Here is a 25856-nt window from a genome sequence, read left to right as displayed (position 1 = left end):
AGGCCCCCTGCGGTTTTCCCGGTTGGAACAGAAAGGGCTGATCAGTCTTCCAGGCCGCCGGCGGTGAAGCGCAGCACGCGCTGGATGCCGTCGGGGGCATTGCCCTGTTCATCGGGGCCCAGCTCGAAAGTCTCCGAGGGGCCGCGGAAGAAGTCTTCATCGGGCGTATAGGCCGGCTGGGGTTCCACGCGGTAAAGGTAGGAGATGATTTCGTCCTCGTAGCCGAAGCGCATCTGCTCGAAATACTCGTAGCTTTCGCGCTTGTATTCCACGAGCGGATCCTTCTGGCCGTAGCCGCGGAAGCCGATGGCCTCCTTCAGGTGGTCCATGACCAGCAGGTGGCGCTTCCAGGCGGCGTCGATGATCTGCAGGATGGACCAGCGCTCGTAGCTGCGCATGCCCTCCCCCCCCAGACGCTCGTCCTTGCCTTCGTAGTAGGTCTGCACCAGCTTGGCCAGGGCCTCGCTGGCCTGGGCCTGGGGCAGATGCCCAATGCCATCCACCTCCTCGCCCGTCAGAGTGAACAGCTGCTCCACGCGCTCGCGGAAGCCCGGCAGGTCGCGCTCGCCCTTGTCCACCAGGAAATCATGGGCCAGGCCTTCGGCGATCTCGCCCGCCACGCGGAGGACGTACTCCTTGGTGTTGCCCTTGAGGATTTCCGTGCGCAGTCCGTAGAAGAAGATGCGCTGCTTGTTCATCACATCGTCGTACTCGAGCAGGTGCTTGCGGATCTCGAAATGGTGGGCTTCCACGCGCTTCTGGCTGCGCTCGATGGCGCGGGTGACCATGCCGGCCTCGATGGGCTCGTCATCGTTCATGCCCATGGCGCCCATGAGGTTCTTGATGCGGTCGCCGCCGAAGATCCGCATGAGGTCATCCTCAAGGGACAGGTAGAAGCGGCTGGAGCCGGGATCGCCTTGGCGGCCGGCGCGGCCGCGCAGCTGATTGTCGATGCGGCGACTTTCGTGGCGCTCGGTGCCAAGAATGTGCAGGCCACCCAGGGCCACCACTTCCTCATGCTCGACGGCGGTCTGTTCGCGCATCTTCTCCACCAGGGCGGCGAACTCTGCGGTCTCCAGGCCCTCTTCGTCATAGAGCGCGATGCCCTTCTTCTTCGCCTCGATGCGGGCCAGGCCTTCCGGATTGCCGCCCAGGATGATGTCGGTGCCGCGGCCCGCCATGTTGGTGGCGATGGTGACGGCGCCCTTGCGGCCGGCCTGGGCGATGATCTCGGCTTCACGCTCATGGTGCTTGGCATTCAGCACCACGTGGGGAATGCGGGCCGCCTTGAGGGAATCCGCCAGCTCCTCGCTGCTGTCGATGCTGGCCGTGCCCACCAGGACCGGCTGGCCCTTGGTGTGCAGATCGCGGATCTCCTCGACGATGGCCTTCTTCTTCCCCGCGCGGGTGGAGTAGACCGTGTCGGCGAAATCCTTGCGGACCATGGGCATGTTGGTGGGCACCACGAGCACATCCACTTTGTAGATGGAGTGCAGTTCCGTGGCTTCAGTTTCCGCCGTGCCCGTCATGCCGGAGAGCCGGCTGTACATCCGGAAGAAGTTCTGGAAGGTGACGGTGGCGAGGGTCTGGTTCTCGGCGTTGACTTCGACGCCTTCCTTGGCCTCGATGGCCTGGTGCAAGCCGTTCGACCAGCGCCGACCCGGCATGGCCCGGCCGGTGAACTCGTCCACGATGACCACTTCCATGCCCTTGCCGTCCTCCTTGGGGCGGACCATGTAGTCCACGTCGAGCTTGTAGAGGTTGTGGGCCAGGAGAGCCTGGTTGAGGCCGTGCAGGGTCTCAATGCTGGTGGGGTCGTAGAGGTTCGCCACGCCCAGCAGCTGCTCCGCGTGGTGGATGCCGTCATCCGTGAGCATGACCTGGCGGTCCTTCTCGTCGACCTTGTAGTGCGTCTCGGCCTTCAACTTGGGCACGATGGCGTCGATGCGGAAATACTTGGAGGTGTCCTCTTCGCTGCTGCCCGCGATGATGAGCGGCGTGCGCGCCTCGTCGATGAGGATGCTGTCCACTTCGTCCACGATGGCGAAGTTGAAGCCGCGCTGGGTGAAGTCGGCCAGATCCCACTTCATGTTGTCGCGCAGGTAGTCGAAGCCCAGTTCGTTGTTGGTGGCGTAGGTGATGTCGGAGCCATAGGCGTCGCGCCGCTGCTGGTCGTCCAGCCCATGCTGGATGACGCCGATGCTCAGGCCCAGCCAGTTGTAGAGGCGGCCCATCCATTCCGCGTCGCGGCGGGCGAGGTAGTCGTTCACGGTGACAAGGTGGGCGCCCTTGCCAGCCAGGGCGTGCAGGTAGAGGGGCAGCGTGGCGGTAAGCGTCTTGCCCTCACCCGTGCGCATCTCCGCCACCTTGCCTTCGTGCAGGGCCATGCCGCCCACCAGCTGCACGTCGAAATGGCGCATCTTCAGCACACGCTTGCTGGCCTCGCGCGCCACGGCGAAAGCCTCCGGCAGAATGTCGTCCAGCGTGGCGCCGTTGGCCAGCTTTTCCTTGAAATAGGGCGTCTTGGCCTTGAGGGCCTCGTCGCTGAGGGCCGAAATTTCCGGCTCCAGGGAGTTGATGAACTGGACCTTGGCCCACAGCCGCTTCAGCTCCCGGTCATTCTTGGAGCCGATGAGTTTCTTGAGAAGGTTGTCGAGCATGGAACCGTCCAGTCGCGTAAACCATCGATTGTAGCGTGGTGGCCCCCCGTTTCCCAGCGCTGGTCCGACCTTTCAAGGCTTCGCGGTTGCCGACTTTACCCGTCCAAGGCAGACTGATTGTTTGGATTCTGGAGGAAACATGACCGTTGAACGCACCTTTGCCATCGTGAAGCCCGACGCCGTCAAGGACGGCCACATCGGTGAGATCATCAGCGCCATCGAGCAGAGCGGCCTGAAGGTGGTCGGCCTCAAGCTGACCCGCCTCACCCCCGCCATTTGCCAGGGCTTCTACCACGAGCATGTGGGCAAGGGCTTCTACGCCGAGCTGGAGGCCTTCATGACCGAAGGCCCCGTGGCCCTCATGGTGCTGGAAGGCGAGAACGCCATCCTGCGCTGGCGCGATCTCATGGGCGCCACCAACCCGGCCAATGCCGCCGAAGGCACCCTCCGCAAGCGCTTCGGTGCCAGCATCGGCCGCAACGCCACCCACGGCAGCGACAAGCCCGAGAGCGCCAGGTTCGAGGTCGGCTACTTCTTCAACGCGTTCGAGCAGTTCTGAGCCTTCCCGGGGCGAAGCCCCTCGCGAAAATCGGCGCCATCGGCGCCGATTTTCGTCATGAGCGGAAGCCTGGCAGAACCTCAGACCTCGGCGACCGCCTGCAGCGCCGACTGGCAGAGCCGCCGCACGCCTGGCATCAGATCGGCGCTTTGCAGCCCCTTGTCGCTGAACCACTGGCCGCCCGGAGGCGGGGGGGGCAGCTCGTCTTCAGGCGCCTTCGTGCGCAGGAGGTGGCTGAGGTAGAGACGCTGCTGGCCCTCCAGGCCCTCAAGCCGCAGCAGCCATGGCGTGGGCAGCCGGCTGGTGCGTTCATCAAACACCACGGGCAGCACCGAGCTGTCCACGAAACGGAAGGGCATGCCCCAAGCGGCTTCGATCTGGGCGTTCAGCAGAGAGGTCGGCAGGAAGCCTGGCGCCCAGGGGATCTGGGCCGGCATGAGCAAGCCTCGATGGGGGCTGTGGGGTGAGGGCACCAGCAGGACGAAAGGGGTCTGCTGGCCATGGACCAGCACGCCTTCGATGAAGGTCGTGAGGTGAACTCGCCCCTCTGCCATCAGCGGCCTCCTGCGGTTTCCAGTTCCTGCATGATGCGGTCCCGGGCCGTGGAGACTTCTGCCACAGCGGCCTCGGGCTTGAGCTTGATCACGTCCTTGGTGCGGCGATCCCGCAGTTCCACGATGCCATCCTTCAGGCCCTTGGCGCCCACGGTGAGGCGCAGGGGGAAGCCCAGCAGGTCGGCGTCCTTGAACTTGGCGCCCGGGCTCAGGCCCTCGCGATCGTCATGCAGCACCTCGAAACCGGCGGCTTCCAGATCCTTCTCCACCTGGCTGGCCACGCCAGACACCTCGGCGCTGCCCGGATCCAGGCAGACCAGGTGCACCTGGTAAGGCGCGATGGGCCAGGGCCAGATGATGCCGTCAGCATCGTAGTTCTGCTCGACAGCCGCGGCCACCGTGCGGGTGATGCCGATGCCGTAGCAGCCCATGACCATGGGATTCTCTTTGCCCTGCTCGTCGAGGAAGGTGCAGGACATGGATTTGGAATACTTCAGGCCCAGCTTGAAGACCTGCCCCACCTCGATGCCCCGGAATGCCTGGTAGCTGCCCTTCCCGCAGCGGGTGCAGGCATCGCCCTCGGAGGCGGTGCGCAAGTCGACGTAGGCGCAACCCGGCAGGTCGCGGGCGGGATCCAGGCCAAAGTGGTGGTAGTCCGTCCGGTTCGCGCCGCAGGTGAGGTTCACCGCGCCCTTGAGGCTGGCGTCCACCAGCATCTGCACGTCCTTCAGGCCCACCGGCCCCATGAAGCCGGTCTTGGCGCCGGTGAAGGCCTCGGCTTCCTCCAGGGGCATGAGCTCCATTTCGGCGGCGCCTACGTGGTTTTTCACCTTCACGGGATTAACTTCGTGATCGCCGCGCAGCACGGCCCCCACCAGCTTGGTGGCGCCGTCCGCGAACGTGACACGGTACAGGAAGAACTTGCTGGTCTGAGCCAGGGGCATGCCGTCGTGCTCGGCGTCCTTCATGCCGGCAGCCTGCTCCACTTGACCCAGCACCCCTGGCGTGCAGAAGTGGTCCCGCTTCAGCTCAAAGGCCGCTCCGTGGTCGCCCGCGGGCAAGGCGGGCGCCTCGGTCTTCTCAATGTTGGAGGTGTAGTCGCAGGCATTGCAGCTGAGGATGGCGTCTTCGCCGCTGCCAGCCAGCACGTGGAACTCGTGGGTGAAGCTGCCGCCAATGGCGCCGCTATCGGCTTCCACCGGACGGAATTTCACCCCAAGGCGGGCGAAGATGCGCTTGTAGGCGTTGAACATCGCCCAGTACTCACGGTCGGCGCAGGCATCGTCCGCGTGGAAGGAGTAGCCGTCCTTCATGGTGAATTCACGGCCGCGCATGAGGCCGAAGCGGGGGCGGCGCTCATCCCGGAACTTGGTCTGAATCTGGAACAGGTTCATGGGCAGCTGTTTGTAGCTGCGCACGTTCTTGCGGACGATGTCGGTGATGACTTCCTCGTGGGTGGGGCCCAGGCAGAAGTTGTAGAACTCACGCTCATCGGGCTTCTCACCCCGGGCACGGCGCTCGGCCACCTCGGCCTTGGCCTTGCGGTCGCAGAAGCGCAGCAGCTCGTCGCCGTAGAACTTCCAGCGGCCGCTCTCCTGCCACAGCTCCGCAGGCAGCACCGCTGGCATGGTCAGCTCCTGGCAGCCATCCTTGGCCAGCTCTTCGCGGACGATTTCCTCAAATTTGCGAATGCTCCGGAAAGCCAGGGGCAGGTAGCTGTAGATGCCGGCGGCCACCTTCTGGATCATGCCCGCCCGCATCATGAGCTGCTGACTCACCACGTCAGCGTCGCGCGGCGTCTCGCGCAGGGTCTGGATCAGGAGCTTGGATTGCTTCATGGGGGCCTCGAACCTTCAAGTCTAGCCCATGCCCCACTGTTCCTGCGGCCTCAGATCCCACGGCCAGGCTTCGGCTGGCCCTTGGATGGGGGCCCGGGGGGACATCGCGAGCGAAGCGAGCAGGCGGTCCCCCCGGACAGCATCAATTCAGGAGGCTCTGCACGAGGGCACTGGCGGCCTTGCCATCAATGGCACCGCCGTGAGCGGCCTGGAGGGCCTTCATGACCAGGCCCATGTCTTTCTTGGAGGCCGCCCCGCTCTGGGCGATGGCCGCCTTCACGGCCTCCTCCAGGGCCGACCCCTCGATCATGGCCGGCAGGTAGGGCCGAAGCAGCTCGATCTCGGCACGCTCCTGGGAGGCCCGATCCCCTTGGCCCACCTTCTCGAATTGGGCCACGCTGTCTTCCCGGGATTTCACCAGCCGCTTGAAGACAGCCAAGGCATCCGCATCGGCCAGCACGCCCTGGGGCCCCAGGCCCTTGGCCACGGCTTCGTTCTTGTAGGCGGCGAGGGCCATGCGCAGCACCTGGGTGCGGGCCGCGTCCCGAGCCAACATGGCGGTCTTCAGATCGGCCTGCAGGCGGTCCAGCATGGGTGACTCCTCGGGTGTCCTGGTCATGGTGACGCGACTGGGCGGGTCGCTCAATGCCAGAAGTCATGCGAGGATGTGCCTCGACCGAAAGAGGATGCAGTCCATCCATGGGGCCCCATGAACGTCGCATTCATCAATCCCTTCATTGAATCCACCCTCCGCAGCCTGGAGATGATGGCCAGCATCGCGGCCGAGAAGGCGGGGCTCTCCGTGAAGGAGGACCTCATAACCACCTACGACATCTCGGCCATCATCGGCATCACCGGCGATACATCGGGCTCCATCATCCTCAGTTTTCCGGTGAACCTGGCCTGCAAGATCGCCAGCAACATGCTCATGGAGGAGATCACCGCCCTGGACAAGAGCGTGGAGGATGCCATCGGCGAAATCGGCAACATCGTGGTGGGGGATGCCCGGCGCCTGCTCATCCAGGATGGGTTCAGCCTCTCCATTTCGGTGCCCACGGTGGTGGTCGGCAAAGGCCACAAGATCAGCCGCAGCGGCGATGTCCCCTGCATCGCCATTCCTTTCAAGACCGAGTTCGGCGAATTTGAAGTCAACGTCGGCCTGAAGGAATAGGTTCCTTCTTCCGATTCATGCAGAAAGGGCGCCCGAAGGCGCCCTTTCGCTTGAGGGAAACGGCGTCGCCGTTTCCGGCTCAGGCCTTTTCGTACTTGATCACTTCCACGGGGCAACCGGCGGCGGCGGCCTCGATGCTGGCTTCCAGGTCCGTGCCGTAGCTGCCGGACAGGGGGCTCATCTCGTCGCGGTTCTCGGTGTCCTGGCCGTCCTCACGCACGGAGCCATTGACGTTGCAGCTGGTGTCGGTGACGTGGAAGACGTCGGGGCACTCGGCTTCGCAAGCGTTGCACACGATGCAGCCTTCTTCGATCCACACTTTGGTGATGGCCATGGTCGTCTCCTCGAGATTCAAATGGGGCCCGTCGTGGGCAGATCCAACCAACCTAGCATCGCCGCAGCCAAGGACCAAGCCTCCCCTGGCCCCTCTCGGCGTGGGAGACTGGACTTGTGACGGAGGTCCAACCATGAGCCTGGAGGAATCGGGAATTCTTGCCCGGATCCGGGCCTTGCTGCCTGGAGGCGGAGGGCTTGTGGATGACTGCGGCGCCCTGCCCCCCACGCCGCCTGGTGAAACACTGCTCGTCACCACCGACCTCATGGAATCGGATCAACATTTCCGGCTGGATTGGCACCCCCCCGACCTGCTGGCCAGAAAGCTGCTGACCGTGAACCTCTCGGATCTGGATGCGTCCGGCGCGAGACCCGTGGGCTACACCCTCACCTTGGCCCTGGGGCCCGAGATTGATGGTGCCTGGCTCGAGCGGTTCCTGGAGGGGCTTGCCGCAGCGTCCCGCGCAACTCAGGTCCAGGTGCTCGGTGGCGATACCGTGGGGCGCCCAGCCGGACTGGGGCTGGGCCTCACCGCCTTTGGTTTCGCCAGGCGCTGGCTGCGCCGGGATGGACTTCAACTCGGCGATCGCATCTTCGTGGATCAGCGTCCCGGCGCCAGCCTTCGCGGGTTGCGCAAACTCCAGGGTGGACAGCGGTGGGACGCGGACCATCCCGATCCCGACCTCTTGGCCCATCTCGCGCCTTCCCCCAATCTGGGCCTGGGGCTTCGCCTGGCCGGCATGCCGGAAGTCCACGCCTGCCTCGATCTCTCGGACGGCCTCAGCCGCGACCTCCGCAACCTGGCCCTGGCATCGGGCCTCAGCATCGCGGTGGAATCGAGCCTGGATGAGGATGCGCTGCGCGGCGGCGAGGATTACGCACGCTGTTTCGGCACAGCCATGGCCCAGGACGACCTCGAGCGGCGCCTTGGAGTGGCATTGATTCCCGTGGGTCGCGCCCAGGAACCTGGGGCTGCGCCGTTGCTCGTCTATGATGGGAATGGGCCGCGCCCCCTGCCGGACCTTGGATTCGACCACTTCGCCCATGACTGATCCCATTGAACAGCAAAGCCCGGCCACGGCCGCTCCCGCCGCGCCCAAGGGCCTATGGAACCGCCTCAAGGCGCACATCCTGCACCCGGAACTCTCGCCGGAACAGGTGGCCTGGAGTTTCGCCCTGGGCTTCTCCATCGCCTGGAATCCGCTCCTGGGCCTTCACACCGGCATGGTGTTCCTCTTCTGCATCCTCTTCCGCCGCCTTCATCGCCCGCTCATGATCATGGCCATGCTGGTGAACAATCCCTGGACCATGGTGCCCATCGCCACCGCCAGCGCCTGGGTGGGCAACCTGGTGCGAGGCCGGTTCACCGCCGCCAACCTCGCCAAGGTCGATTGGCACGCCATCGGCTGGCGCAGCTTCCTTACCTGGGACGGTTTCGAAGCCACCACCACCATGCTGCGCCCCGTTCTGAAGTCCTACCTCATCGGCGGGACCATCTGCACCGTGGTGGCCCTGCCTGTTGGCTACTTCTTCATGCTCTGGCTGGCCAAGCGCCTGCGGCGGATTCACTGGCCGCACCTGCTGGAACCGGCCTGCCCACCCCAAGACATCCCACCTGGAGGTTGATCCCATGGACATGCGGTTTCTGATGAAACAAGCCCAGCAGATGCAGGCCAAGCTGGCGGAGGCCCAGGCGAATCTGCGCGTCGAAGGCACCGCCGGTGGCGAGCTGGTGAAGGTCACTCTCAACGGCTCCAAGGAGCTGGTGGGTCTTTCCATCGCCAAGGACGCCATGGATCCCGAGGATCCCTCCATGCTCGAAGACCTGCTGCTGGCGGCCTTCCGCGACGCCGCCACCAAGACCGACGAGGCCATGAAGAAGCAGATGGGCGGCATGGGCGCCGGCCTCAACCTGCCCGGCCTCGGGCTCTGAGGGCTTTCATGACGTTCACCACGGAGACACGGAGAACACCGAGAAGAACCACGGAGGGAAGCAGGCACTTCCACTTTTCTCCGTGTGAACTCCGTGCCTCCGTGGTGAATCGTTTTCCCTTCGCGGAGGCCACGTCATGAAGCTGCCGCCGCCCCTCGAGGCCGTGGTCGAAAGCCTCCAGAAGCTCCCGGGAGTGGGCTCCAAGTCCGCGCAAAGAATGGCCCTGCACCTTCTGAAGGAAGGCCCAGAGGCCATGGCCCACCTGGCCCATCAGCTGCAGCAGGCGGCGGAAAAGGTGGGCTTCTGCCAGGTTTGCGGGGCCTTCACCGACCAACCCATCTGTCCCATCTGCCTGGATCCCCGCCGGGACCCCGCCAGCCTGGTCATCGTGGCCGAAGCCTCCAACGTGCTCAGCTTCGAGCGCAGCGGGCATTTCCGGGGCCGCTACCACGTGCTGGGGGGGCTCATCTCGCCCCTGCGCGGCGTGGGGCCGGATCAGCTGCGCATCCGCGAACTGCTCAAGCGCCTGGAAGATGGCGCCATCCAGGAAATCATCCTGGCCACCAACCCCACGGTGGATGGCGAAGCCACCGCGAGTTGGCTGGCCCGCATGCTCGAACCCATTGGCGTGCGCACCACGCGCATCGGCCTTGGCCTACCGATCGGCAGCGATCTCGAATACGCCGACGAACTCACTCTAGACCGTGCCATGGAAGGGCGGCGGTTGGTCTAAGGCCGCTAGTACGTCACCCGGACGTCACCCCGTGCCCAGGTCTGACAGGCCAGGCGCTGGTCGGGTTGGGCTTTCAGGGCCAGGAGCACGCGGGATTCGGCGGCGCCCTTCTCGCTGAGGTGCTCGGCGCCTTCCACCACGGTGACGAGGCAGGTGCCGCAGCGGGCGTGGCCCCCGCAGCGATGGGGGAGGGGCACCCCGGCCTTGGTGCTGGCGGCGAGCAAGGCTGTTTCCCGGTCGCATTCCGCCGCGCCGGGGGTTTTGCCATCGAAACGAACCATGTGCATGTGTTACCCATAAGTCGTTAAAGCAGAGTGGATAGAAACAATCAACAACTCCACTCTATCAGGCCTGCCCCCGTCGGAGATGCCCTTTCGCCGTGGCCAGGAACCGTTCCCGGGCCACCGCATGATCCACGATGGGCTCCGGGTAGTCCCACGCAGCGCTCAGGGCCTTGGGCGCCTTCCAGGGCTCATGGATCAAGGCCGTTGGGCAGAACGCCAGTTCCGGCACCCAGCGCCTGACGTAGTCGCCTTGGGGATCGAACTTCAGCCCCTGGGCCACGGGGTTGAAGATGCGGAACCAGGGCTGGGCATCGCAGCCGCAACCGGCGCTCCACTGCCAGCCTGAGTTGTTCTGGGCCCAGTCACCATCGGTGAGCCAGCGCAGGTAGTGCGCTTCACCCCGGCGGTAGTCCAGCAGCAGGTGCTTGGTCAGGAAACTGGCCGCCACCATGCGGGCCCGGTTGTGGACGAACCCCTCCGCCAGCAGCTGCCGGGCGGCGGCATCTACCACGGGGTACCCGGTGCGACCCTGGGTCCAGGCTTCCCAAGCCCCTTGATCCTCTCGCCAGGGGAAGCCTTCAAATTCTGGGCGGAAGGGGCTGTTCAGAAGCTCTGGCCATTCCCACAGCAGGTGGTGGCTGAACTCCCGCCAAAGCAGTTCGTTGAGGTAACGCCGCACGGATTCGCCTGCATCCACAGCCGCGGCGGCCTGCCACACCGTTCGCACGGAGAGCGTTCCGAACTTCAGATCGGCGCTGAGTCGCGAAGTGCCGGGCCGATCCATGCGATCGCGGTCTGATCCGTAGGTCTCGATGGGGCCAGTGATGAAGGCCTTCAGCCGCGACCGGGCCGCCCGTTCGCCACCGGGCTGAAGGCCTGGATTCGGCGACAGCCCAAGGTCCAGCAGAGTGGGAATGCCGCTGGTGGCACCCTCGATGTCGGTCGGCACCGGCGGCAGGCGGCGCGGAGCCAGCAGCGGCGCACCGAGGTCCAGCCTCACCCCACAGGCGCGGCTGAAGGGCGTGAACACTCGGAACATGGCCCCCTGCCCGTTCCGAACGGTGCCAGGCGGCAGCAGGGTTTCGCCCTCGAACAGCCGGAAGGCGATGCCCTCCCGCGCCAGGCCCTGCGCCACACGGCGGTCCCGCTCCCGGCCGAAGGGTTCCACCCAACGATGGGCCAAGACTTGGTCCACCTTCCAGCGGGCCGCCAGGCGCGGCAGCACCTCCACGCTGCGGCCTGGCACCACCAGGAGCCTGGAGCCCAGATGGGCCAGGTTGGCCTCCAATGCCCTCAAGGACTCCAGGAGGAACTGCATCCTGTGCGGCAGCTGCTGAGCCCGCTCCGCCGCGAAGAACCACGGGTCCAGCACAAACAGTGGGATGACCTCCCCGGCGGCCACCGCCTCCACCAGTGGCCCATGATCCGCCAGCCGCAGATCCTTCCCCCGGAACCACACGATGCTTCGCATGAGGTGAGCCTAGCGGAGGCGTGGTCGCGAGGGTGGCCTTGGAACCTGGACGGGTTCAGATCACTCGTGGGCCCCGCTGGCCAGGGCCACCTGCCACAGGCCGGAAGGATCCGGGTGCATGAGCCATTCGGACACCAAGGGGCGGCGCATCCAGGCGCCCACGGCCAGTTCCTGGTCGAGCTGCCCAGGCGACCAGCCGGCATAACCCAGGAACAGCCGATAGTGGGCGGTGGGATCGCCCAGCAAGGTTTCCAGAAGATCCTTGCGGTGGCTCACGAAGTGGGTGAGGTCCACCACCGTGTCCTCTTCCTCAGGCAGACCGCCCTGGGAGAGCAGGATGCCGCGCTGGGGATCCACGGGACCACCCCGCCAAGCAGTGGCCTCCTCCGAGCCCCGGAAGGCCATGCCGCCTTCGTCGCAGACCTGGGCCAGGGCCAAGGGCAGGGGCCGGTTCAGGATGAGCCCCAGGGCCCCCTCCTCGTCGTGCTCAACGATGAGCACCACGGTGTGGAGGAAGTTGGGGTCCAGCAGGGCGGGACTGGCCACCAGGAGGCAAGGTGCTTCGTACGACATGATGCCGATGATGATAGCCCAGGCCAGGCGGTAGGCTTGTAGGGATGCGCACACCCCTGCCCTCCCACCTCGGTGCCCTTCGCGAGGGCGTTTCGCTGCTCCGCCGCCATCCCTGGCAGTTCCTGGGCCTGGCGTTCCTGGCCATGGCCCTGGCCCAACTGGGCCCGGCCCTGGAGTTGGCGGCTGGGGCAGGCCCGAACCCGCTTCTCCAGCCCATCTTCGGCTTTGCCGGACTGCTGCCTCTGGAGATGTATTTCATCCCGAGGTTCCAGGCGCAATTGGACGCAGAGAGCCGGAACACCGCTGCATGGCGGGAAACCTTCGACCAGCGCTGGCTGCCGACGTTCCTCGCCCGCATTGGCATCAGCATGGCCATCGGCATCGGCGTGCTGCTGTTCATCATTCCCGGCATCGTGATCATGACGCTGTTCGGCTGGGCTCCCCTGCGCATGCTCCTGCGTGGAGATGGCTTCCTGCCCGCCCTGAAGTGGAGCCAGACCGCCATGGCGCGGCACTGGCCCCGGATCGTTCAGGCTGTGCTGGCCATGATGCTGGTGGCCCTGGTCTACCAGGGGATCTCCATCTGGGCCATGGAGCGCTTGGTGCCCTCAGCGGATCCGAACTCGGTTCCTGGAGCTCTGCTGCGGCTGAAACACCCAGCCTTCTGGGCGTTCAACCTCACCAGCGGCATGCTGAATCTCTGGCTGAGCTGCGCCCTGCTGGCCCTCTTCCGGCGCCTGGAAGCGCAGGTGGATTCGCCTTCAGAGGCCTGAATTCAGCAGCCGCACCCGGCGGCATGCTTGCCCTGGATGCAGAGTTCGCATACGCGGATGGAGTGGCCGAGGCCGATGAGTTCGATCTGGGGACTGAGGAAACCGTCCTTGGCCGGTTCCTCTTTCATCAGATCGGTGGAGAGGTATTTCTTGTTGCTGTCGCTGAAGACCGTCACCACCACCGCATCGCGACCCAGCCGATCCTGGGCCTGGAGGGCCGCGAGGAAATTGGCACCACTGCTGATGCCAACGCCCAGGCCCCGGCTGGCCAGCTTCTGGGCCATGAGGATGGCGTCGCCGTCATCCACGGAGAGGATGTCGTCGAGCTGATCCAGCTGCACGATGGCGGGAATGAACTCGTCGGAGATGCCCTGGATGCGGTGCTTCCCCACCTTGTGGCCCGTGTGGAGGGTGGGCGAGTTGGAGGGTTCGACCGGATGCACCTGGATGGCCGGGTTCTGGGCTTTGAGGAAACGCCCCACACCCATGACCGTGCCCCCCGTGCCCACACCGGCCACGAAGGCCTGGGGGCGCAACCCCTGGGAACCCAGCTGGGCCCAGATTTCCGGGCCCGTGGTGGTGGCATGGGCTTCCACGTTGGCATCGTTGGCGAACTGGCGGGGCAGGAAGGCATCCGGCGTCCGATCCGCCCACTCCTCGCTGAGCCGGATGGAGCCCAGGAAGCCGCCCTCCGCCGCGCTCACCAGGCGCACCTCGGCGCCGAAGGAGCGGATCAGATCCTTGCGCTCCTGGTTCATCCAGTCCGGCATGAAGATGGTCACGGGATGGTTCAGGGCCCGACCCAACGCCGAGAAGGAGATGCCCGTGTTGCCGCTGGTGGCTTCCCCGATGGCAGCTCCGGGCCTGAGTTTTCCGCTGGCATGGGCCCTTCGCAGGATGTGCAGGGCCATGCGGTCCTTGATGCTGCCGGTGAAGTTGAAATTCTCCGCCTTGGCATAGATGCGGCGCGGCTCGCCCTTGTAGAGGACATCCAACGCCAACAGGGGCGTGAAGCCCACCAGGCGGTTCAAGGTGCGAAAGGTCGACTGCACATCGGTCATTCCGGGCCTCATCAACAGACAGGTTCAACCTTCTCATGGGCGACGGCTTCATCCCACCCCGAGGTGGCAGGATGGCCCCATGGCCTTTACGTTTCGTCGGTGAAGTAGCCGGGATCCTCCAGCTCCACCAGATCTCCGGCCTCGAGCCGGGCCTTCTGTTCGGCGGAAAGGGCGAGTTCCAGCCAGCGGGGATCCGTGCGGCCGTTCAGGAAATGGGCGGACGGCTCGGCCGCCTCGAAATCCTCGCGCTGCCGCCAGAGATGCACCCAGCCCACATGGTTGATCCGCGCCCATACATTCATGTGCAGGGCCCTCCTGCCGCCGCTTCCTTGCGCAGAACGGCCACGCCGTGAACCAGCAGGGGCCAGGCCAACTGGATCTGCTCCAGCGCCGCGGCGGGCCTGCCCGAGAGGTTCAAGATCACGGTGCGGCCGGCGATGCCGCAGACCGCGCGACTCGCAAAGGCCAAAGGATGGCCGCCTTTGGCCCGGATCAATTCGCAGATGCCCGGCGCTTCCCGTTCGATGACGCGGCGAGAGGCCTCCGGGGTGGTGTCCCGCAATCCGAATCCAGTTCCCCCGCAGGTGAGCACCAGGGGCACCCCCTGGGCCACCGCGTGGCGAAGATCAGCCTCCAGGAGACTGGGATCGTCGGGCATCAGCGCGGTGCTCACGGTCCTCACACCCTGCCCTTCGAGCCAAGCGGTCAACAGCGGCGTTGATTGATCCTGGTACTCGCCTCGCGACGCGCGATCCGACAGGGTGATGAGATGCACGTGCTCCATCGCTCGGGCTCCAAGGAATTCCCCAATGGCCTGGAAGAATGGATCAGGGCAGAACCAGATCGTCATCCGCCAAGGCCTTTTCGGTCTGACTCTGGCGGTAGCTCAAATACCGGTCACGGATGGCGGCATCACCCAGCGCCAGGATCGACGTGGCCAGCAGGGCGGCATTGATGGCCCCAGCCTTACCGATGGCCAGGGTGCCCACGGGGATGCCCGAGGGCATCTGCACCGTGGAGAGGAGCGCGTCCATGCCCTCGGTGGCCCAGCCCTTCATGGGCACGCCCAGCACCGGCAGGTGGGTCTTGCTGGCGCAGACACCCGCCAGATGAGCCGCCCCACCGGCAGCGGCGATGATGACCTTCAAGCCGCGCCCTTCGGCGCCCTTGCAGAACTCGACCACTTTTTCCGGGGTGCGGTGCGCGCTGGCCACATGGGCTTCGCAGGGAATGCCCAGGGCTTTCAGAGTCGAAGCGGTGTGCTGCATGGTCTCCCAGTCGTTCTTGGAGCCCATCAGGATGCCCACCAGGGGGTTGGTCGTCATGAATGCCTCAGCACATGTGGGGCCGTGAAGGCCGATCAAGGGAAGGGCCATTCTAGCGGACCCGAGCGAACCATGACCCACCCAGCCGGGACATTCAGTGCCGGGCCCAGCTCAAAGCCCACAGCACCCCCAGCAGGGCCAGGGCGTCGCGTTCATCAGGATCCATGCGTTCATTGCGGCGTGCGAGTTCTTCGGGGCCGGGGCCGCGCATGACCACGCGGTGAGTGTCCTGCGCCGGATCTTCCAGAAGCACCCAGTCCGGCGCCGTGCGGCCCACCACGGCGGCGCCGATGGGCACTGGGCCTGGCTTCCATCGGATCTCCAGGGGTTCCCACAGGCCCGCGTTCATCACTCGCCAGGGACCTGCGGGGGGAACCGCTGCCAGATCGAGCACCGCATCCCGATCCAGAAATCGAACGATGAGCTGGGCCTGCGGCCGCGCCACAGGCTCCGGCTTCCGGCAGCCCGCGCCAAAGAGCAGCAGCACCAGCCACGGGGCCAGCACGAGGCATCGCATGGTCTCTCCCTACACGGCCTATTTCCGATAATACGCCCGGATGGCGTTCACCACCGCGGCCGCATAGCGCTCGCGGAATTCCGGATCACGCAGGCTGGCGGCATCGTCTTCGTTGGTGAGGTTGGCCACCTCGACCAGGGCCTTGGTGGCGCCGGTGCTATAGCGGATGACCGCGGGCACCCACTTGCCACCACCCCGGTAGATGACGTTGCGAATGGGCCGGTTGGCATGGACGGGAATGCGCTCCTTCTGCAGAGCCTTCAGGAGCGCTTCCGAAAATTGGCGGCTGCGGGCCTCGCCCTGAAGCTTCTCCCGGCTGCTGAACGACACGCGGGCCGAGCGCTTGGCCTCAGCCACGCGCCCCACCTTCACCAGCCCCATGGCATGGGTGCTGGGCACCAGGGCGGCGCTGGGCACGTAGACCATGGAGCCCCGGGCTGAAGGGTGCAGGCTGTCCGCGTGGAAGCTCAGGAAGAGGGTCTTCTGGGCATCGCCCTTGGCCTGGCGGAAGGCCGCGAACCAATCATTGGCCAGCACCCAACGCAGGTTGACGCTCAGGGCCGTGGGGCTTTCACCATCCACGGCGAAGGGCGGTGTGGTGAGGATGTCCGCAGCCCGGCTGGGCGTGGTGATGGATTCGCGACTCTTGAAACCCAGGGCCGGATAGCGAATGGTGCTGCTCACCTGGGCTTCGGTTTCCTGTTCGAGCAGGCGGCGCACGCGCATGGCGATGTCGTAGACGAAATCCGATTCCCAGATGCCGTTGGCGCGGGCGCCTGGATCCACGCCGCCGTGGCCCGCGTCGAGGATGACGCGCACGCCCTTGAGCTTGGGACCGGCCTCCACGCGCACGATGCGGCGCACCTCCGCGCGCACCTCGCGCTCCTCCGCCAGCTGCGAACTGCCCTCCGGCTGGAAGGGATCTGCCAGGAACTCGAGCGGGATCTTGATGAGCTGGCCGGGCTGAATGCCGCGCACATCGGTGATGCCGCTGCGTTTCGCGATGCGATCCGCCAGTTCGTTCACCCCCTTGGGATCCACGCGGTCCGTGTAGCGGATGACCACGCTGGAGTACAGCGCCTCGCCCTTGCGCATGCGATAGGCCGCGAACTTGCCCTGGGCGTCATCGCTGAAGGACAGCAGGCCGCGGTAGGCGGATACCCGCGACTCATCGTCCAGTTCATCCTCGGGCCGCGTGCGGTCGGGGCCGCGCCCCGTGCCGCCCAGATCCACTGAAAGCAGGCCGCGGGGGATGCGCCAGACATCGCCTTCGCGCAGCTTTTCAGGAAAATCCGGATTTTCCGCCATGAGGCGGTCGTAGTTCTGGCCGTGCCCCGTGAACAGCGCCGCCAGGGTCCACACCGATTCGATTTCGGCGTAGCGCACGCGATGCCGCACCTCTTCCGGCCTCCATTGGTCGTCCGGAAAGAACGCGGCCAAGGCCCAGCGTTTTCCGTCCGGTGACAGGTTGTCGAACCCCACCCAACCGGCACCATCAGCGCCTTTGGCCAAGAAGGCCTTCGGCAGGCCCTTGCCTTCCACGCTGAGGCCCTTCTTGAACTGCAGGCGCAGGAGGACGGTACGGCCCTCCGGCGTGCGGGCCTGGGCCATGACCGGCGCCGGCTCCTGCGCCACCGGTGCGGCAAAGCACACCGGAAGCAGCAGGCCCCAGGCCAGCGGCACGGGTCTCAGGCCTCCCAAGGCGCCTCGCCGTTGGCGAGCGCTTCACCCGAACGGGCTACGCGCACCCAGCCGCGCATGGCTTCGAGCATCCCATCGGGATCTTCCGCCCGGGCGCGGAGGAAAAGCTTGAGGCGGCGCTCCAGGTGCCCGGCGCCTTCCTCCAGCAGGAAGATGCGGTCATGCAGCCGCTCGTGCGGCGCCTTGCCCGTGCTGGGCGGCAGCTTGAGTGTGCCCATGTCCAGGGTGGCGGCATTGAGGGTGAACACCCATTCCAGATCGCCGGAGAGGATGCGCAGCTTCATCTTGGAAGGACGCATGCCGCGGCCGAGGGATTCAAAGGCCTCGCGGCTTTCGGCGGGATTGCCCTTGCGCAGGGAAATTTCCTTCACCTCACCCCGCTCGGAGGTGAGCTGGATGGCATCATCCACGAAACAACCGGAGCCATCGCCTTCCTCGCCGCTGGCGCCCCCTTCAGTCATGCTGCGCATCCAGAGCCACAGCAGGAATTCCTCGCCGAGAAAACGGCCTTGTTCCATCAGTTCGAGAGGCTTCACCTCAGGCCTCCTCAAGTTCGAGATCGAGCGGATCCAATGCCATCAAGGCTTCCACAGAAAGATCGGGGCAAAGCCGACCCGAAAGCACCAGGGGCGCCAGGGGGTGGATTTCGCACCCAAAGGACTTGATGAACAGCGTGGTCAAAGCCCCCTGGACCTTGCTGGACGAGGCCGTGGTCCAGAGGATGCCATTCTTGAGATCCCAGGCCACCTCCACCACTTTGGGCGAGGGCAATACTTTCCGAAGAAGCTCCACCTTCACTTCGTCGGCCAGAGAAATGCGAGCTTCCTTTCCCACGAAGGCCAGGTCCTTCTCCTTCTGCAGGGTCTGCAGGCGCAGATCCACATGGGCCTTCAGCAGGGCCGGCGGCACGCGCCGCGTGTCGATGCGCAGCGCGAAAACCGCGAAGCGCTCTTGGCTGACCCAATCGGCATCCGGCGGAGTGATCAGCGGGTTCCGCCAATCACACCAGCCCATGCGCTCTTCCTCGAGCCCATCCTGAAAGGGGCGGAACTGATCCTGTTCGAGGCCCGCCTGAAGATCTTTTTCATCGGGCACCGGGCCCAACACCAGAAAGCGTTTAAGGGAGACACTCCCCTGCAGCATGCTCATGAGGCGCCGCCTCCAATCAAGTGAAGAAACCGCTCCCACAACCCGCGTCCGCGGGAGGTGAGGTCGGGGTGGTACAGATCAAGCCCTTCATCCGGCGCTGGCAGCGCCAGGCTGGGATCGTTGAGGGCCAGAATCACGGCCGTGATGTTATCCCTGCCGCCCTGGATGAGGGCTTCATCCACCAACAGCTCCAAGCTGCGACGGGGGCTGAGGGCCTGACCCATGACTTCCTCGATGCGATCATCATGCACTTCCCCGTGCAGGCCATCGGAACAGCAGAGCAGACGATCTCCCCGGCGCAAGACCAGGCGCGTCAGCACCACTCGCAGGGGCTGAGGTGATCCCAACGCCTGGGTGATCATGTTGCGCTGGGGATGGACGCGCGCCTGCTCCCGCGTGAGGGCGCCTTGAGCCACCAGGTCGTTCACGAGGGTCTGATCCTCCGTGATCTGGTGCAGCCGACCTTGCCTGAACAGGTAGGCCCGGGAATCACCCACCTGAGCGACATAGACCGCGCCCCGCCAAATCACCGCCGCCGTCAGGGTGGAACCCATGCCCCGGGCAGTGCGGTCATCATCCGAATACCGCAGCACCGCGTCACTGGCCTGTTCCACGGCGGTTTTCAGCGCCTTGAGGAGTTCTGTCTCAGCCACTTTCTCAGGGGCCAGTCGGCCCCAGTGGCCAAAAAGGAACAACGACACCGCCGCCAAACCTTCGTGACTGGCTACTTCGCCCGCTGCGGCCCCGCCCATGCCATCGGCCACCGCCACCAGGAGGCCGGGCTCACCGACCTTCAGAGGCCTGGCCCGCCCATTGATGATGGGCTCTTCGCCGTCCAGCGCGCTCAGCAGGTAGGCATCTTCATTGTTCTTCCGGATCTTGCCCGGGTGCGTGATGGCGGCGTAATCGATGAGCATGAGGCGTGATGGCCCGTGAGTGTTGGGCTGGGTTGAGGTGATGGACTGACGGCCCTTTCCGTTCATCATAGCGGGTGGAGGCGCGAAACAATGCCTGAAGCACCCTTGGATTCAGATCTTGCCAACCAGGCCTCTCTCGGTTTGGAGGCAGGCGCATGACCGGGCCTTTGGCCATCCTGGGGCCCGGAACCCTGGGGATCTCTGCGGCTCAATGGGCTGCGGAATGTGGCCTCGAAACTCGCCTGCTCGGACGAGACCAGCATCATGCAGAAGCAGGTTTAAGGCGGATCCACACCCGCTGGGACCGGGCCGTGGAACGGGAGCGGCTCTCCTCTGAGGCGCGCACGATGGCCGTCAGGCGGCTGTCGGCCGCCGCCTTTGGCCCAGAGGCCTTGCAGGGAGCCGCTACCTTCCTGGAGGCGCTCCCCGAAAACATCGAGGTCAAACATCCTGTCCTTGCCGCCGCAGGCGAGTGGGGGCCGAAAGACGTGTTGCTTCTATCAGGCACATCGGCACTCCCCATCACGGAATTGGCCCGGCGATCAGGGCTCGTCGGCCGACTGGTTGGATTCCACCTCTTCGTGCCCGTGCCACGCATGGCGGTTGTTGAAATGGCCGTGGCGCCCGGCACCCTGCCCAAGTGTGTGGAGCAGGCCAGGGATCTGGGCAAAGCCCTGGGGAAGCGCGTGGTCCAGGTTCGCGATCAACCGGGCTTCGCCGCAGCACGGATGGCCCTGGCCCAGGGACTCGAAGCCATGCGGCTCGTGGAGGCTGGTGTCGCCTCCGCCGAGGATTTGGACGCCCTCATGACCCTGGGCTATGGCCACCCCGTAGGCCCCCTGGAACTGTCCGACCGGGTGGGGCTCGATTTGCGGCTGCGCATCGCCGAAGGGCTCACTGCTGCGGGTGAAGCGCGCTTTCAGCCCCCCGCCCTCCTCAGGGCCCTGGTCGATGCAGGCCATACGGGAATCACAGCGCAGAAGGGGTTCCACCATTGGAATAAGGAAGGCAGGCGGACTTCATGACCCCAACACTGATTCTGGCCATTCTGGCCGCGCTCATCGTGATCTATGTCGCATATCACCTCGGCAAGGTGCTGCTGCGGGTCTTCGTCGGCCTGGCCGCGCTGGCTCTGATAAGCTGGGGGCTCTGGAAATTCTTCCACCTATGAAGCACAGCCTTCCCAAGGAGCAAGCATGGCCGCCATCTCCTGCACCCACTGCGGCGCCGATCTGACCGCCCCCCAGAGCGTGCGCATTGCCGAGTACCGCTTCGGTCGCCTGGAGAAGGTCGACGAGGATCCCGGCTTCAAATACCACTTCGAGCAGGCCGACAACTTCACCATCCTCTGCAACAGCTGCAAGCGCCTGGTGCGGACCCTGCCCATCGCCAAGTAATTCCCGCTTGCTTCAAACATGGAAACGGCCCCGCAAGGGGCCGTTTCCATGTCAAGTATCCAGCCTATTGGCGAAGAATGCGCGGGGTGATGAAGATCAGAAGTTCGGCGTTCTGATCCTGCTTGGTGTTGTTCCGGAACAGGAATCCAATCAAAGGGATCTTGGAGAGGAAGGGAACGCCGTTCGTTCCAGTAGCAGTATTCGTAATGTAAACACCGCCCAACACAGCGGTACCGCCATCCCGAACCAAGACCTGAGTCTCGATGGACTTTCGAAGAATGGTTGGTGTTCCATTCACCGTGCGGCCGAAATCGGCTTCCGCCTTCTCGACCTTCAAGTCCATGATGATGGTACCTTCGTTGGTGATCTGGGGCGTCACATCAAGTTGCAAGTTGGCATCGATGAAGGCCACCGTGATGGCGCCACCAGAAGCGCCACCCTGCTGGGTGGGGTAAGGAATCTTTTCGCCGCTGAGGATCGTGGCTTTCTTGTTGTTCTGCGTCACGACTTTGGGTGATGACACAATTTTAAGTGTGCCCTCGCTTTCCATGGCTTGAAGAACAGCGTTGATGCTAAATCGATTGCTCAGGAAGCTCAGCCACAATTCACCAGAGGGTGCGGCGATAGAGGTCGATCCGTCCTTGCCGGGGGTAAATGCAGCCCAGGCCTGGTTCTTGGAATCGGGATTATTGATATTTACACCATTCCAGAACGGGGCATTGGGCCCAACCCACGGAGGATTACTTGTACTTGAACCTGAACCCGTAATGGCCACTGACCCACTATTTGAGGTAGGCCACTTCACACCAAACTGCTGTTGCCAATTTTTATTCGCTTCAACGACCCGGGCCTCAATCTGGACCTGTTGAATCTGAACATCCAGGGTATCAATCAGATCAGAAACCACCGAAATGTGCCGGGGTAGATCTGTGATGATCAGCGTGTTGGTGCGGTCATCCAGGATCACCGAACCACGCTTGGAGAGCATGTCCTTGAGGATCTTCTGAACATCCCCGACCTTGGCATAGGACAAGGGGCGGGTGATGGTTTGGAGATCCCCGGCCAATGCCTTGGTCTCATCCAGCTTCTTCCGTTCTTCTTCTTCCTTTTGAAGTTTCTCGATTTTGGCCACGCGAAGGACTCCATTCTGGATTTCCTTGCCGAGGCCGGCATTCTTCAGCGTGACATCCAAAACCTGATCCCAGGGGGTCTCGGTGAAGCGGTAGCCATAGGTCCCCTGGACATCAGGATCGAGGACCAGATTCAATTTGCCGGTGTCGGCAATGATCTGCAGGAACTCACGAATGTCTGTGTTGGCCAGAGCAATCGTGATCTTTGACCCGGAGTACTTGGGGCCACCCTCACCCAGGGTCCGGGTTCCAGTGTGGCTCGCAACGGGAAGATTCGGCTTGGAGCCCTCAGGTAACTGAATTGCCTCTGGAGCCGCAGCCGTGAGAATGGTCATCCCGAGGAGTTGGGGAAGGGCCTGGAAGGTGCTGACAGCCCCCGGAAGAGGCGCCAAGGATTTGGCCACCGAGACCGGTCCGGCGCTGGACGTGGACACGGCTTGGGAGGGTGCTGAAGCCTGCTGCGTCCGAAATGAATTGGCTGGGACTACCGGCTGGAACTCACCTTCAAACTGGGCTTGGATCCGGCCGCTACCCGGTGTCAAGTGCAACTGCACGCCCTCTGGGCTTGTGCGCACGACCACCTGGGTCCCTGCGGTCACCTCCAACACCAAACGGGTGATGGGTTTCGGCTCCGTGGCAAATTGTGCCAGACGAGCCTTCTGGATCAGAGGGTGAACCAGCTGGGCCAATTCCTTACGGGTGACCAGGGCGCCGCGATCCACCCCTGGAAGGTCCAGAACCACACGATGCGGATTGGAGAGCACCTGGACGCCCGGTTGTGAAGCCAAGCCTGGCACCCGAAGGAACAGGGTGGCCCCGGCCCCATCAGCTTCCAAGGAGGTGGATAGAAGGCTGGCCTTGGCCGCCCCCTCTAGGACAGGCGAGGCATGGAGGGACCCCGTGTGGATCCCCGCCAGGACCACGCCCCCTGCGACCAGCAAGGAACTCAGGCGAGCATTCATCGTTTACCCTCCTCACGCTTGAACGTTTTCTTGATGGTTCGGAACACAGAACGGTTGGTGGTATTGACATCCCATTGGTGGAAGACCACTTCCTTATCAGTGATGTCAGAAATTTCGCCATCCTTGAAACGATGGCCCACGGGCAGCCAACGGGCATTTCCACGGCTGTCAGTGACTACAGCGAAATTCTTGCCATCCTTGCGGATCATGCCTTTGACTCCGATGTCATCCAAGAGATCAAGGGCGTCCACCGGGCGATCTTCCCTCGGCGCAGAAAAAGGATCACGTTGGATGGAGGGCCGGTAGGGAACAGCCTTGATGAGGGCCACATCCTCGGTGCTGACTCCCGCGGGGGTGACGGCTGGGGGGGCTTGAGCGGCCTTTGGCGGAGCCTCAGCCAGCAGCGCAACGCCTGCGGCCATGAGCATTGAGGAGATTCGTCGCAGCATGGCAGTCCCTCAGTCCTCTCTGCTGCCGGCCTTCGGGGCCGGGGCGGCGGGTTTGTTCACGGCTTCCGCAGGGGGAGGCTCGGGATTGTAGACGAACGCGCTGATGAGGCACTTCACGGTCGCCGGATAGAGGCTGCGTGTGTCCGTCTTCCGGCTGAATTCAATGTTGGAGATGTTGATGATCTTGTCGTAGCCGGAAAGGAGCGAAGCGAACTGGCCGAAGGAGTGATAGCCCACTCGGAATTCAAATTCCACTGGCTTTTCGGTGTAGTAGGTGTCCTTCCGCTCGGGCTTCAATGAGAAAGAAACCTGATCGATGCCTGCATCGTCCGCGAGCTTTTTGATGCGGTAGGGGATCTCACCGTAATCCGCATCCGAGGGCATGATTTTGATCAGTTCTTCGATGCGCTTGTCCTGCCGGGCCACCTCTTCGCGTAGCTTTTCGTAGCTGGCCTTCAGCAACTTGCCCTTGTCCACATCCGCCTGGAGAACCTTGACATCGGCGTTGACAGCTTCCAAATCGGACCGCTTGCCGCCGAGCAGGAAATAAACCAAACCCGCCAGGACAATGCCAATCAGGGCACCCACGCCGATCTGTTTCTGAAGTTGGGGATTCATGGCCTACCCTCAGACGGCGTTCTGGAGTTCGAAGGAGATGGTGAATTCGAAAGATCCACCCGCGTTGCGCTTGGCACCAGGGTAATTGATCTTCTTGAACCACCGGGTGCGGGACTGGAGATTCCCGTAGAACGAATTGATGGATTCAAAGTTCCGGCCCTCGCCTTCGATGGTGATGGCCATGCCCTTCTGGGTGACTTTCTTGAACCAGACATCGTCAGGCAGACTGTTCGCCAATTCCTCAAGCAGATGCACCGGCAGAGCCTGCTGACGCTTGAGGGTGGTCATCACCTCTTCCTTCTTCTGGAGGGCATCCTTTTTCTCGCGGAATTTCTTCTCCAGTGCGATGTAGGGCTCGTACTGCTTCTTGTCCCGCTCCAGGTCAGCCTTTCTCTTTTCGGCCTTGGTGAACTCTCCATTCAGCCAAAGGTAGTAGACACCGCCAAGGGCCGTGAAGAGCAGACCAACCACCACACCCGCAATGGGCAGGCTGGCACGGCTTCCGCCTTCGCCGGTATACACCTGGACTGGCTCTGAGGCGGACTTATCGCCTCCCTTTTTTCCCCCGGCCTGGGCCAGGGCATCACCGAGCAGGTTGATCTTGATCATCGGTCCCCCACTTGGCGCAAGGCCAGCCCAACGACGACCGCCGCGCCGCCGCCGATCTCACGGACCGTGACAGGATCTTCGGTGCGGCCATCCACTTCAATGAGTTGGAAGGGATTGAAGCGGTCCACGGAAACCCGCAGACGGTCGCCGAGCACATCCAGAAGGCCATGGATCATGGAGCCGCCGCCGCAGACCAGCACGCGGTCCAAGCGATCCACCTTGAAGCTGCTTTTGAAGAAATCCAGTGTTCGGGTCAGTTCATCAGCAAAGGCATCGGAAACCGCATTGATAGAAGGCTGAATTTCCTCGGGCTCCCGGCCCTCGGCAGCCTTGTTTCGCTTCAAAGACTCGGCCGCCTCCCGAGAAAGACCCCAGTCCTCCACCAGTTTTTCCGAATAGCGGCCACTGCCCCAGGCCATGTCCCGCCAGAACACCGACTTGCCGCCCACCATCATGGTGAGATTGGTGAAGGTTGCACCCATGTTGACCAGGGCCACCACTTCATCCCTGCTGCCACCAGCCGAGTTGATCTCATAGGCGTTCTGGACCGCGAACACGTCCACGTCCACCACTTTGGGGCTGCAGCCAGCCTGGGCCACGCAGCTGACATAGGCCTCCAGCTTGTCCTTCCGACAGGCCACAAGCACCACATCCATGTTCCCTTCGCCAGCCCGCTCCTCGATGAGGTAATAGTCCAGAGCGTAGGAGTCCAACCCCTGCCCCGCCGGGAAGAAGCTTTCGGCTTCCCAGCGGACCGACTCAGCGAGTTCGGCCTGACTCATGAGGGGGAATGTCACTTTTTTGACCATCACCTGCTGACCCGACAAGGAGATGGCCACTTCCTTGGCTTTGATTTTCTGTTCTGCGAGAACCTGCCGGATAGCCGACGCTACGGCGTTGCTATCCATGATGTCGCCATCCACGATCGCATCAGAAGGAAGGCCCACCTGCCCCAGTTTTTGGAGGCGGTAGCGGACATTGCTCCCTTTGCCCATCTGCTGGAGTTCACAGACTTTGACGGAGCTGGAGCCAATGTCCAAGCCGACAAGACTTTTGGTTTTGCTTCCGAAAAGACCCACCGGATGCCTCACTTGGAGAATTTAGGTAATGGAAAGAGTATCGCGGGAATGAATTAGGTC

Annotated in this window: 32 protein-coding genes; 10 read left to right on the top strand and 22 right to left on the bottom strand. The window is 63.8% G+C overall.

What is annotated here, in order from left to right:
- Positions 1–41 precede the first annotated feature (41 nt).
- Positions 42–2660: a preprotein translocase subunit SecA gene (secA, locus tag Q9293_RS07540; RefSeq protein WP_306251621.1), complete on the bottom strand. Its 2619-nt coding sequence runs from the start codon at positions 2658–2660 to the stop codon at positions 42–44.
- 139 nt (positions 2661–2799) lie between these two features.
- Between secA and ndk the strand changes: the two genes are divergently transcribed.
- Complete coding sequence (ndk, locus tag Q9293_RS07535) at positions 2800–3219, top strand: nucleoside-diphosphate kinase (RefSeq protein WP_306251619.1); 420 nt, start codon at positions 2800–2802, stop codon at positions 3217–3219.
- A gap of 80 nt (positions 3220–3299) precedes the next feature.
- Here the strand turns inward: ndk and Q9293_RS07530 are convergent, their stop codons facing one another.
- The 3 genes from Q9293_RS07530 to Q9293_RS07520 form a co-directional block, all read right to left on the bottom strand.
- Entirely contained in the window at positions 3300–3773 is a 474-nt protein-coding gene (locus tag Q9293_RS07530; protein ID WP_306251617.1) for a hypothetical protein, read from the bottom strand.
- The gene (proS, locus tag Q9293_RS07525) at positions 3773–5611 is read right to left on the bottom strand and encodes a proline--tRNA ligase (protein ID WP_306251615.1); all 1839 of its coding nucleotides are present in this window, start codon (positions 5609–5611) and stop codon (positions 3773–3775) included. The genes Q9293_RS07530 and proS overlap by 1 nt, the downstream gene beginning before the upstream one ends.
- A gap of 142 nt (positions 5612–5753) precedes the next feature.
- Positions 5754–6203 (bottom strand): GatB/YqeY domain-containing protein, encoded by a 450-nt coding sequence (locus Q9293_RS07520; RefSeq protein ID WP_306251613.1) that lies wholly within the window; start codon positions 6201–6203, stop codon positions 5754–5756.
- 117 nt (positions 6204–6320) lie between these two features.
- Here Q9293_RS07520 and Q9293_RS07515 point away from each other — a divergent pair, with 117 nt between their 5' ends.
- Complete coding sequence (locus Q9293_RS07515) at positions 6321–6782, top strand: chemotaxis protein CheX (protein WP_306251610.1); 462 nt, start codon at positions 6321–6323, stop codon at positions 6780–6782.
- 79 nt (positions 6783–6861) lie between these two features.
- Here Q9293_RS07515 and Q9293_RS07510 read toward each other — a convergent pair whose 3' ends face one another.
- Positions 6862–7116, bottom strand: a complete 255-nt coding sequence (locus Q9293_RS07510) for a ferredoxin (protein WP_306251608.1) — start codon at positions 7114–7116, stop codon at positions 6862–6864.
- 133 nt (positions 7117–7249) lie between these two features.
- Between Q9293_RS07510 and Q9293_RS07505 the strand changes: the two genes are divergently transcribed.
- The 4 genes from Q9293_RS07505 (at position 7250) to recR (ending at position 9781) form a co-directional block, all read left to right on the top strand.
- On the top strand, positions 7250–8167 hold the full coding sequence (locus Q9293_RS07505; RefSeq protein WP_306251606.1) for a thiamine-monophosphate kinase: 918 nt from the start codon (positions 7250–7252) through the stop codon (positions 8165–8167).
- Positions 8160–8741 (top strand): DUF2062 domain-containing protein, encoded by a 582-nt coding sequence (locus tag Q9293_RS07500; RefSeq protein ID WP_306251604.1) that lies wholly within the window; start codon positions 8160–8162, stop codon positions 8739–8741. The genes Q9293_RS07505 and Q9293_RS07500 overlap by 8 nt, the downstream gene beginning before the upstream one ends.
- Positions 8742–8745: 4 nt before the next feature.
- The gene (locus Q9293_RS07495; protein ID WP_306251602.1) at positions 8746–9048 is read left to right on the top strand and encodes a YbaB/EbfC family nucleoid-associated protein; all 303 of its coding nucleotides are present in this window, start codon (positions 8746–8748) and stop codon (positions 9046–9048) included.
- A gap of 136 nt (positions 9049–9184) precedes the next feature.
- Positions 9185–9781 (top strand): recombination mediator RecR, encoded by a 597-nt coding sequence (recR, locus tag Q9293_RS07490; protein WP_306251600.1) that lies wholly within the window; start codon positions 9185–9187, stop codon positions 9779–9781.
- 5 nt (positions 9782–9786) lie between these two features.
- Here recR and Q9293_RS07485 read toward each other — a convergent pair whose 3' ends face one another.
- Genes Q9293_RS07485 through Q9293_RS07475 form a run of 3 tightly spaced genes read right to left on the bottom strand, consistent with a single transcriptional unit; the run spans position 9787 to position 12163 of the window.
- The gene (locus tag Q9293_RS07485; protein WP_306251598.1) at positions 9787–10068 is read right to left on the bottom strand and encodes a 2Fe-2S iron-sulfur cluster-binding protein; all 282 of its coding nucleotides are present in this window, start codon (positions 10066–10068) and stop codon (positions 9787–9789) included.
- A 58-nt stretch (positions 10069–10126) separates the two neighbouring features.
- Positions 10127–11536, bottom strand: coding sequence for a deoxyribodipyrimidine photo-lyase (locus Q9293_RS07480; protein WP_306251595.1), 1410 nt, complete (start codon positions 11534–11536; stop codon positions 10127–10129).
- A 60-nt stretch (positions 11537–11596) separates the two neighbouring features.
- The gene (locus Q9293_RS07475; RefSeq protein ID WP_306251593.1) at positions 11597–12163 is read right to left on the bottom strand and encodes a YqgE/AlgH family protein; all 567 of its coding nucleotides are present in this window, start codon (positions 12161–12163) and stop codon (positions 11597–11599) included.
- On the opposite strand from Q9293_RS07475, the gene Q9293_RS07470 reads away from it, so the two are divergent.
- Positions 12154–12882, top strand: a complete 729-nt coding sequence (locus Q9293_RS07470; RefSeq protein ID WP_306251591.1) for a hypothetical protein — start codon at positions 12154–12156, stop codon at positions 12880–12882. The two genes, Q9293_RS07475 and Q9293_RS07470, sit on opposite strands and share 10 nt — an antisense overlap.
- 2 nt (positions 12883–12884) lie before the next feature.
- Here Q9293_RS07470 and Q9293_RS07465 read toward each other — a convergent pair whose 3' ends face one another.
- From Q9293_RS07465 to Q9293_RS07425, 9 genes are all read right to left on the bottom strand, one after another.
- Positions 12885–13943 carry a PLP-dependent cysteine synthase family protein gene (locus tag Q9293_RS07465; RefSeq protein WP_306251589.1) on the bottom strand — a complete coding sequence of 353 codons (1059 nt, stop codon included), beginning with the start codon at positions 13941–13943 and terminating at the stop codon, positions 12885–12887.
- A gap of 86 nt (positions 13944–14029) precedes the next feature.
- On the bottom strand, positions 14030–14245 hold the full coding sequence (locus Q9293_RS07460) for a hypothetical protein (protein WP_306251588.1): 216 nt from the start codon (positions 14243–14245) through the stop codon (positions 14030–14032).
- Positions 14242–14727 carry a molybdenum cofactor biosynthesis protein B gene (locus Q9293_RS07455; RefSeq protein ID WP_306251586.1) on the bottom strand — a complete coding sequence of 162 codons (486 nt, stop codon included), beginning with the start codon at positions 14725–14727 and terminating at the stop codon, positions 14242–14244. Before Q9293_RS07455 ends, Q9293_RS07460 begins: the two co-directional genes overlap by 4 nt.
- Before the next feature lie 43 nt (positions 14728–14770).
- A complete protein-coding gene (gene purE, locus Q9293_RS07450; RefSeq protein WP_306251584.1) occupies positions 14771–15268 on the bottom strand; it encodes a 5-(carboxyamino)imidazole ribonucleotide mutase in 498 nt (165 codons plus the stop codon).
- A 94-nt stretch (positions 15269–15362) separates the two neighbouring features.
- Positions 15363–15785: a hypothetical protein gene (locus Q9293_RS07445; RefSeq protein ID WP_306251582.1), complete on the bottom strand. Its 423-nt coding sequence runs from the start codon at positions 15783–15785 to the stop codon at positions 15363–15365.
- An 18-nt stretch (positions 15786–15803) separates the two neighbouring features.
- Complete coding sequence (locus Q9293_RS07440; protein ID WP_306251580.1) at positions 15804–17468, bottom strand: N-acetylmuramoyl-L-alanine amidase; 1665 nt, start codon at positions 17466–17468, stop codon at positions 15804–15806.
- Positions 17469–17473: 5 nt separating this feature from the next.
- Positions 17474–18022 carry a hypothetical protein gene (locus Q9293_RS07435; protein ID WP_306251578.1) on the bottom strand — a complete coding sequence of 183 codons (549 nt, stop codon included), beginning with the start codon at positions 18020–18022 and terminating at the stop codon, positions 17474–17476.
- 1 nt (position 18023) lies between these two features.
- Positions 18024–18635, bottom strand: coding sequence for a recombination-associated protein RdgC (gene rdgC / locus Q9293_RS07430; RefSeq protein WP_306251576.1), 612 nt, complete (start codon positions 18633–18635; stop codon positions 18024–18026).
- On the bottom strand, positions 18632–19552 hold the full coding sequence (locus Q9293_RS07425) for a PP2C family serine/threonine-protein phosphatase (RefSeq protein ID WP_306251574.1): 921 nt from the start codon (positions 19550–19552) through the stop codon (positions 18632–18634). Before Q9293_RS07425 ends, rdgC begins: the two co-directional genes overlap by 4 nt.
- Positions 19553–19707: 155 nt before the next feature.
- Here Q9293_RS07425 and Q9293_RS07420 point away from each other — a divergent pair, with 155 nt between their 5' ends.
- From Q9293_RS07420 to Q9293_RS07410, 3 genes are read left to right on the top strand one after another with little or no spacing between them, the layout of a single operon-like run.
- Positions 19708–20577 carry a 3-hydroxyacyl-CoA dehydrogenase family protein gene (locus Q9293_RS07420; protein WP_306251572.1) on the top strand — a complete coding sequence of 290 codons (870 nt, stop codon included), beginning with the start codon at positions 19708–19710 and terminating at the stop codon, positions 20575–20577.
- Complete coding sequence (locus tag Q9293_RS07415; RefSeq protein ID WP_306251570.1) at positions 20574–20723, top strand: hypothetical protein; 150 nt, start codon at positions 20574–20576, stop codon at positions 20721–20723. Before Q9293_RS07420 ends, Q9293_RS07415 begins: the two co-directional genes overlap by 4 nt.
- A 25-nt stretch (positions 20724–20748) precedes the next feature.
- Complete coding sequence (locus Q9293_RS07410; RefSeq protein WP_306251568.1) at positions 20749–20949, top strand: hypothetical protein; 201 nt, start codon at positions 20749–20751, stop codon at positions 20947–20949.
- A gap of 64 nt (positions 20950–21013) precedes the next feature.
- Here the strand turns inward: Q9293_RS07410 and pilQ are convergent, their stop codons facing one another.
- From pilQ to pilM, 5 genes are read right to left on the bottom strand one after another with little or no spacing between them, the layout of a single operon-like run.
- Complete coding sequence (gene pilQ / locus Q9293_RS07405) at positions 21014–23041, bottom strand: type IV pilus secretin family protein (protein ID WP_306251566.1); 2028 nt, start codon at positions 23039–23041, stop codon at positions 21014–21016.
- Positions 23038–23490 (bottom strand): hypothetical protein, encoded by a 453-nt coding sequence (locus tag Q9293_RS07400; protein WP_306251564.1) that lies wholly within the window; start codon positions 23488–23490, stop codon positions 23038–23040. The genes pilQ and Q9293_RS07400 overlap by 4 nt, the downstream gene beginning before the upstream one ends.
- Positions 23491–23499: 9 nt before the next feature.
- Positions 23500–24108 (bottom strand): type 4a pilus biogenesis protein PilO, encoded by a 609-nt coding sequence (locus Q9293_RS07395; protein ID WP_306251561.1) that lies wholly within the window; start codon positions 24106–24108, stop codon positions 23500–23502.
- 9 nt (positions 24109–24117) lie between these two features.
- Complete coding sequence (locus Q9293_RS07390; protein WP_306251559.1) at positions 24118–24717, bottom strand: PilN domain-containing protein; 600 nt, start codon at positions 24715–24717, stop codon at positions 24118–24120.
- On the bottom strand, positions 24714–25757 hold the full coding sequence (gene pilM, locus Q9293_RS07385) for a type IV pilus assembly protein PilM (protein WP_306251557.1): 1044 nt from the start codon (positions 25755–25757) through the stop codon (positions 24714–24716). The genes Q9293_RS07390 and pilM overlap by 4 nt, the downstream gene beginning before the upstream one ends.
- Positions 25758–25856 lie beyond the last annotated feature (99 nt).

The sequence above is a fragment of the Geothrix sp. PMB-07 genome, assembly GCF_030758935.1.
GTDB lineage: Bacteria > Acidobacteriota > Holophagae > Holophagales > Holophagaceae > Geothrix.
The sequence above is the reverse complement of the archived record's forward strand: the minus strand, read 5'-3'. Positions and strand labels throughout refer to the sequence as shown.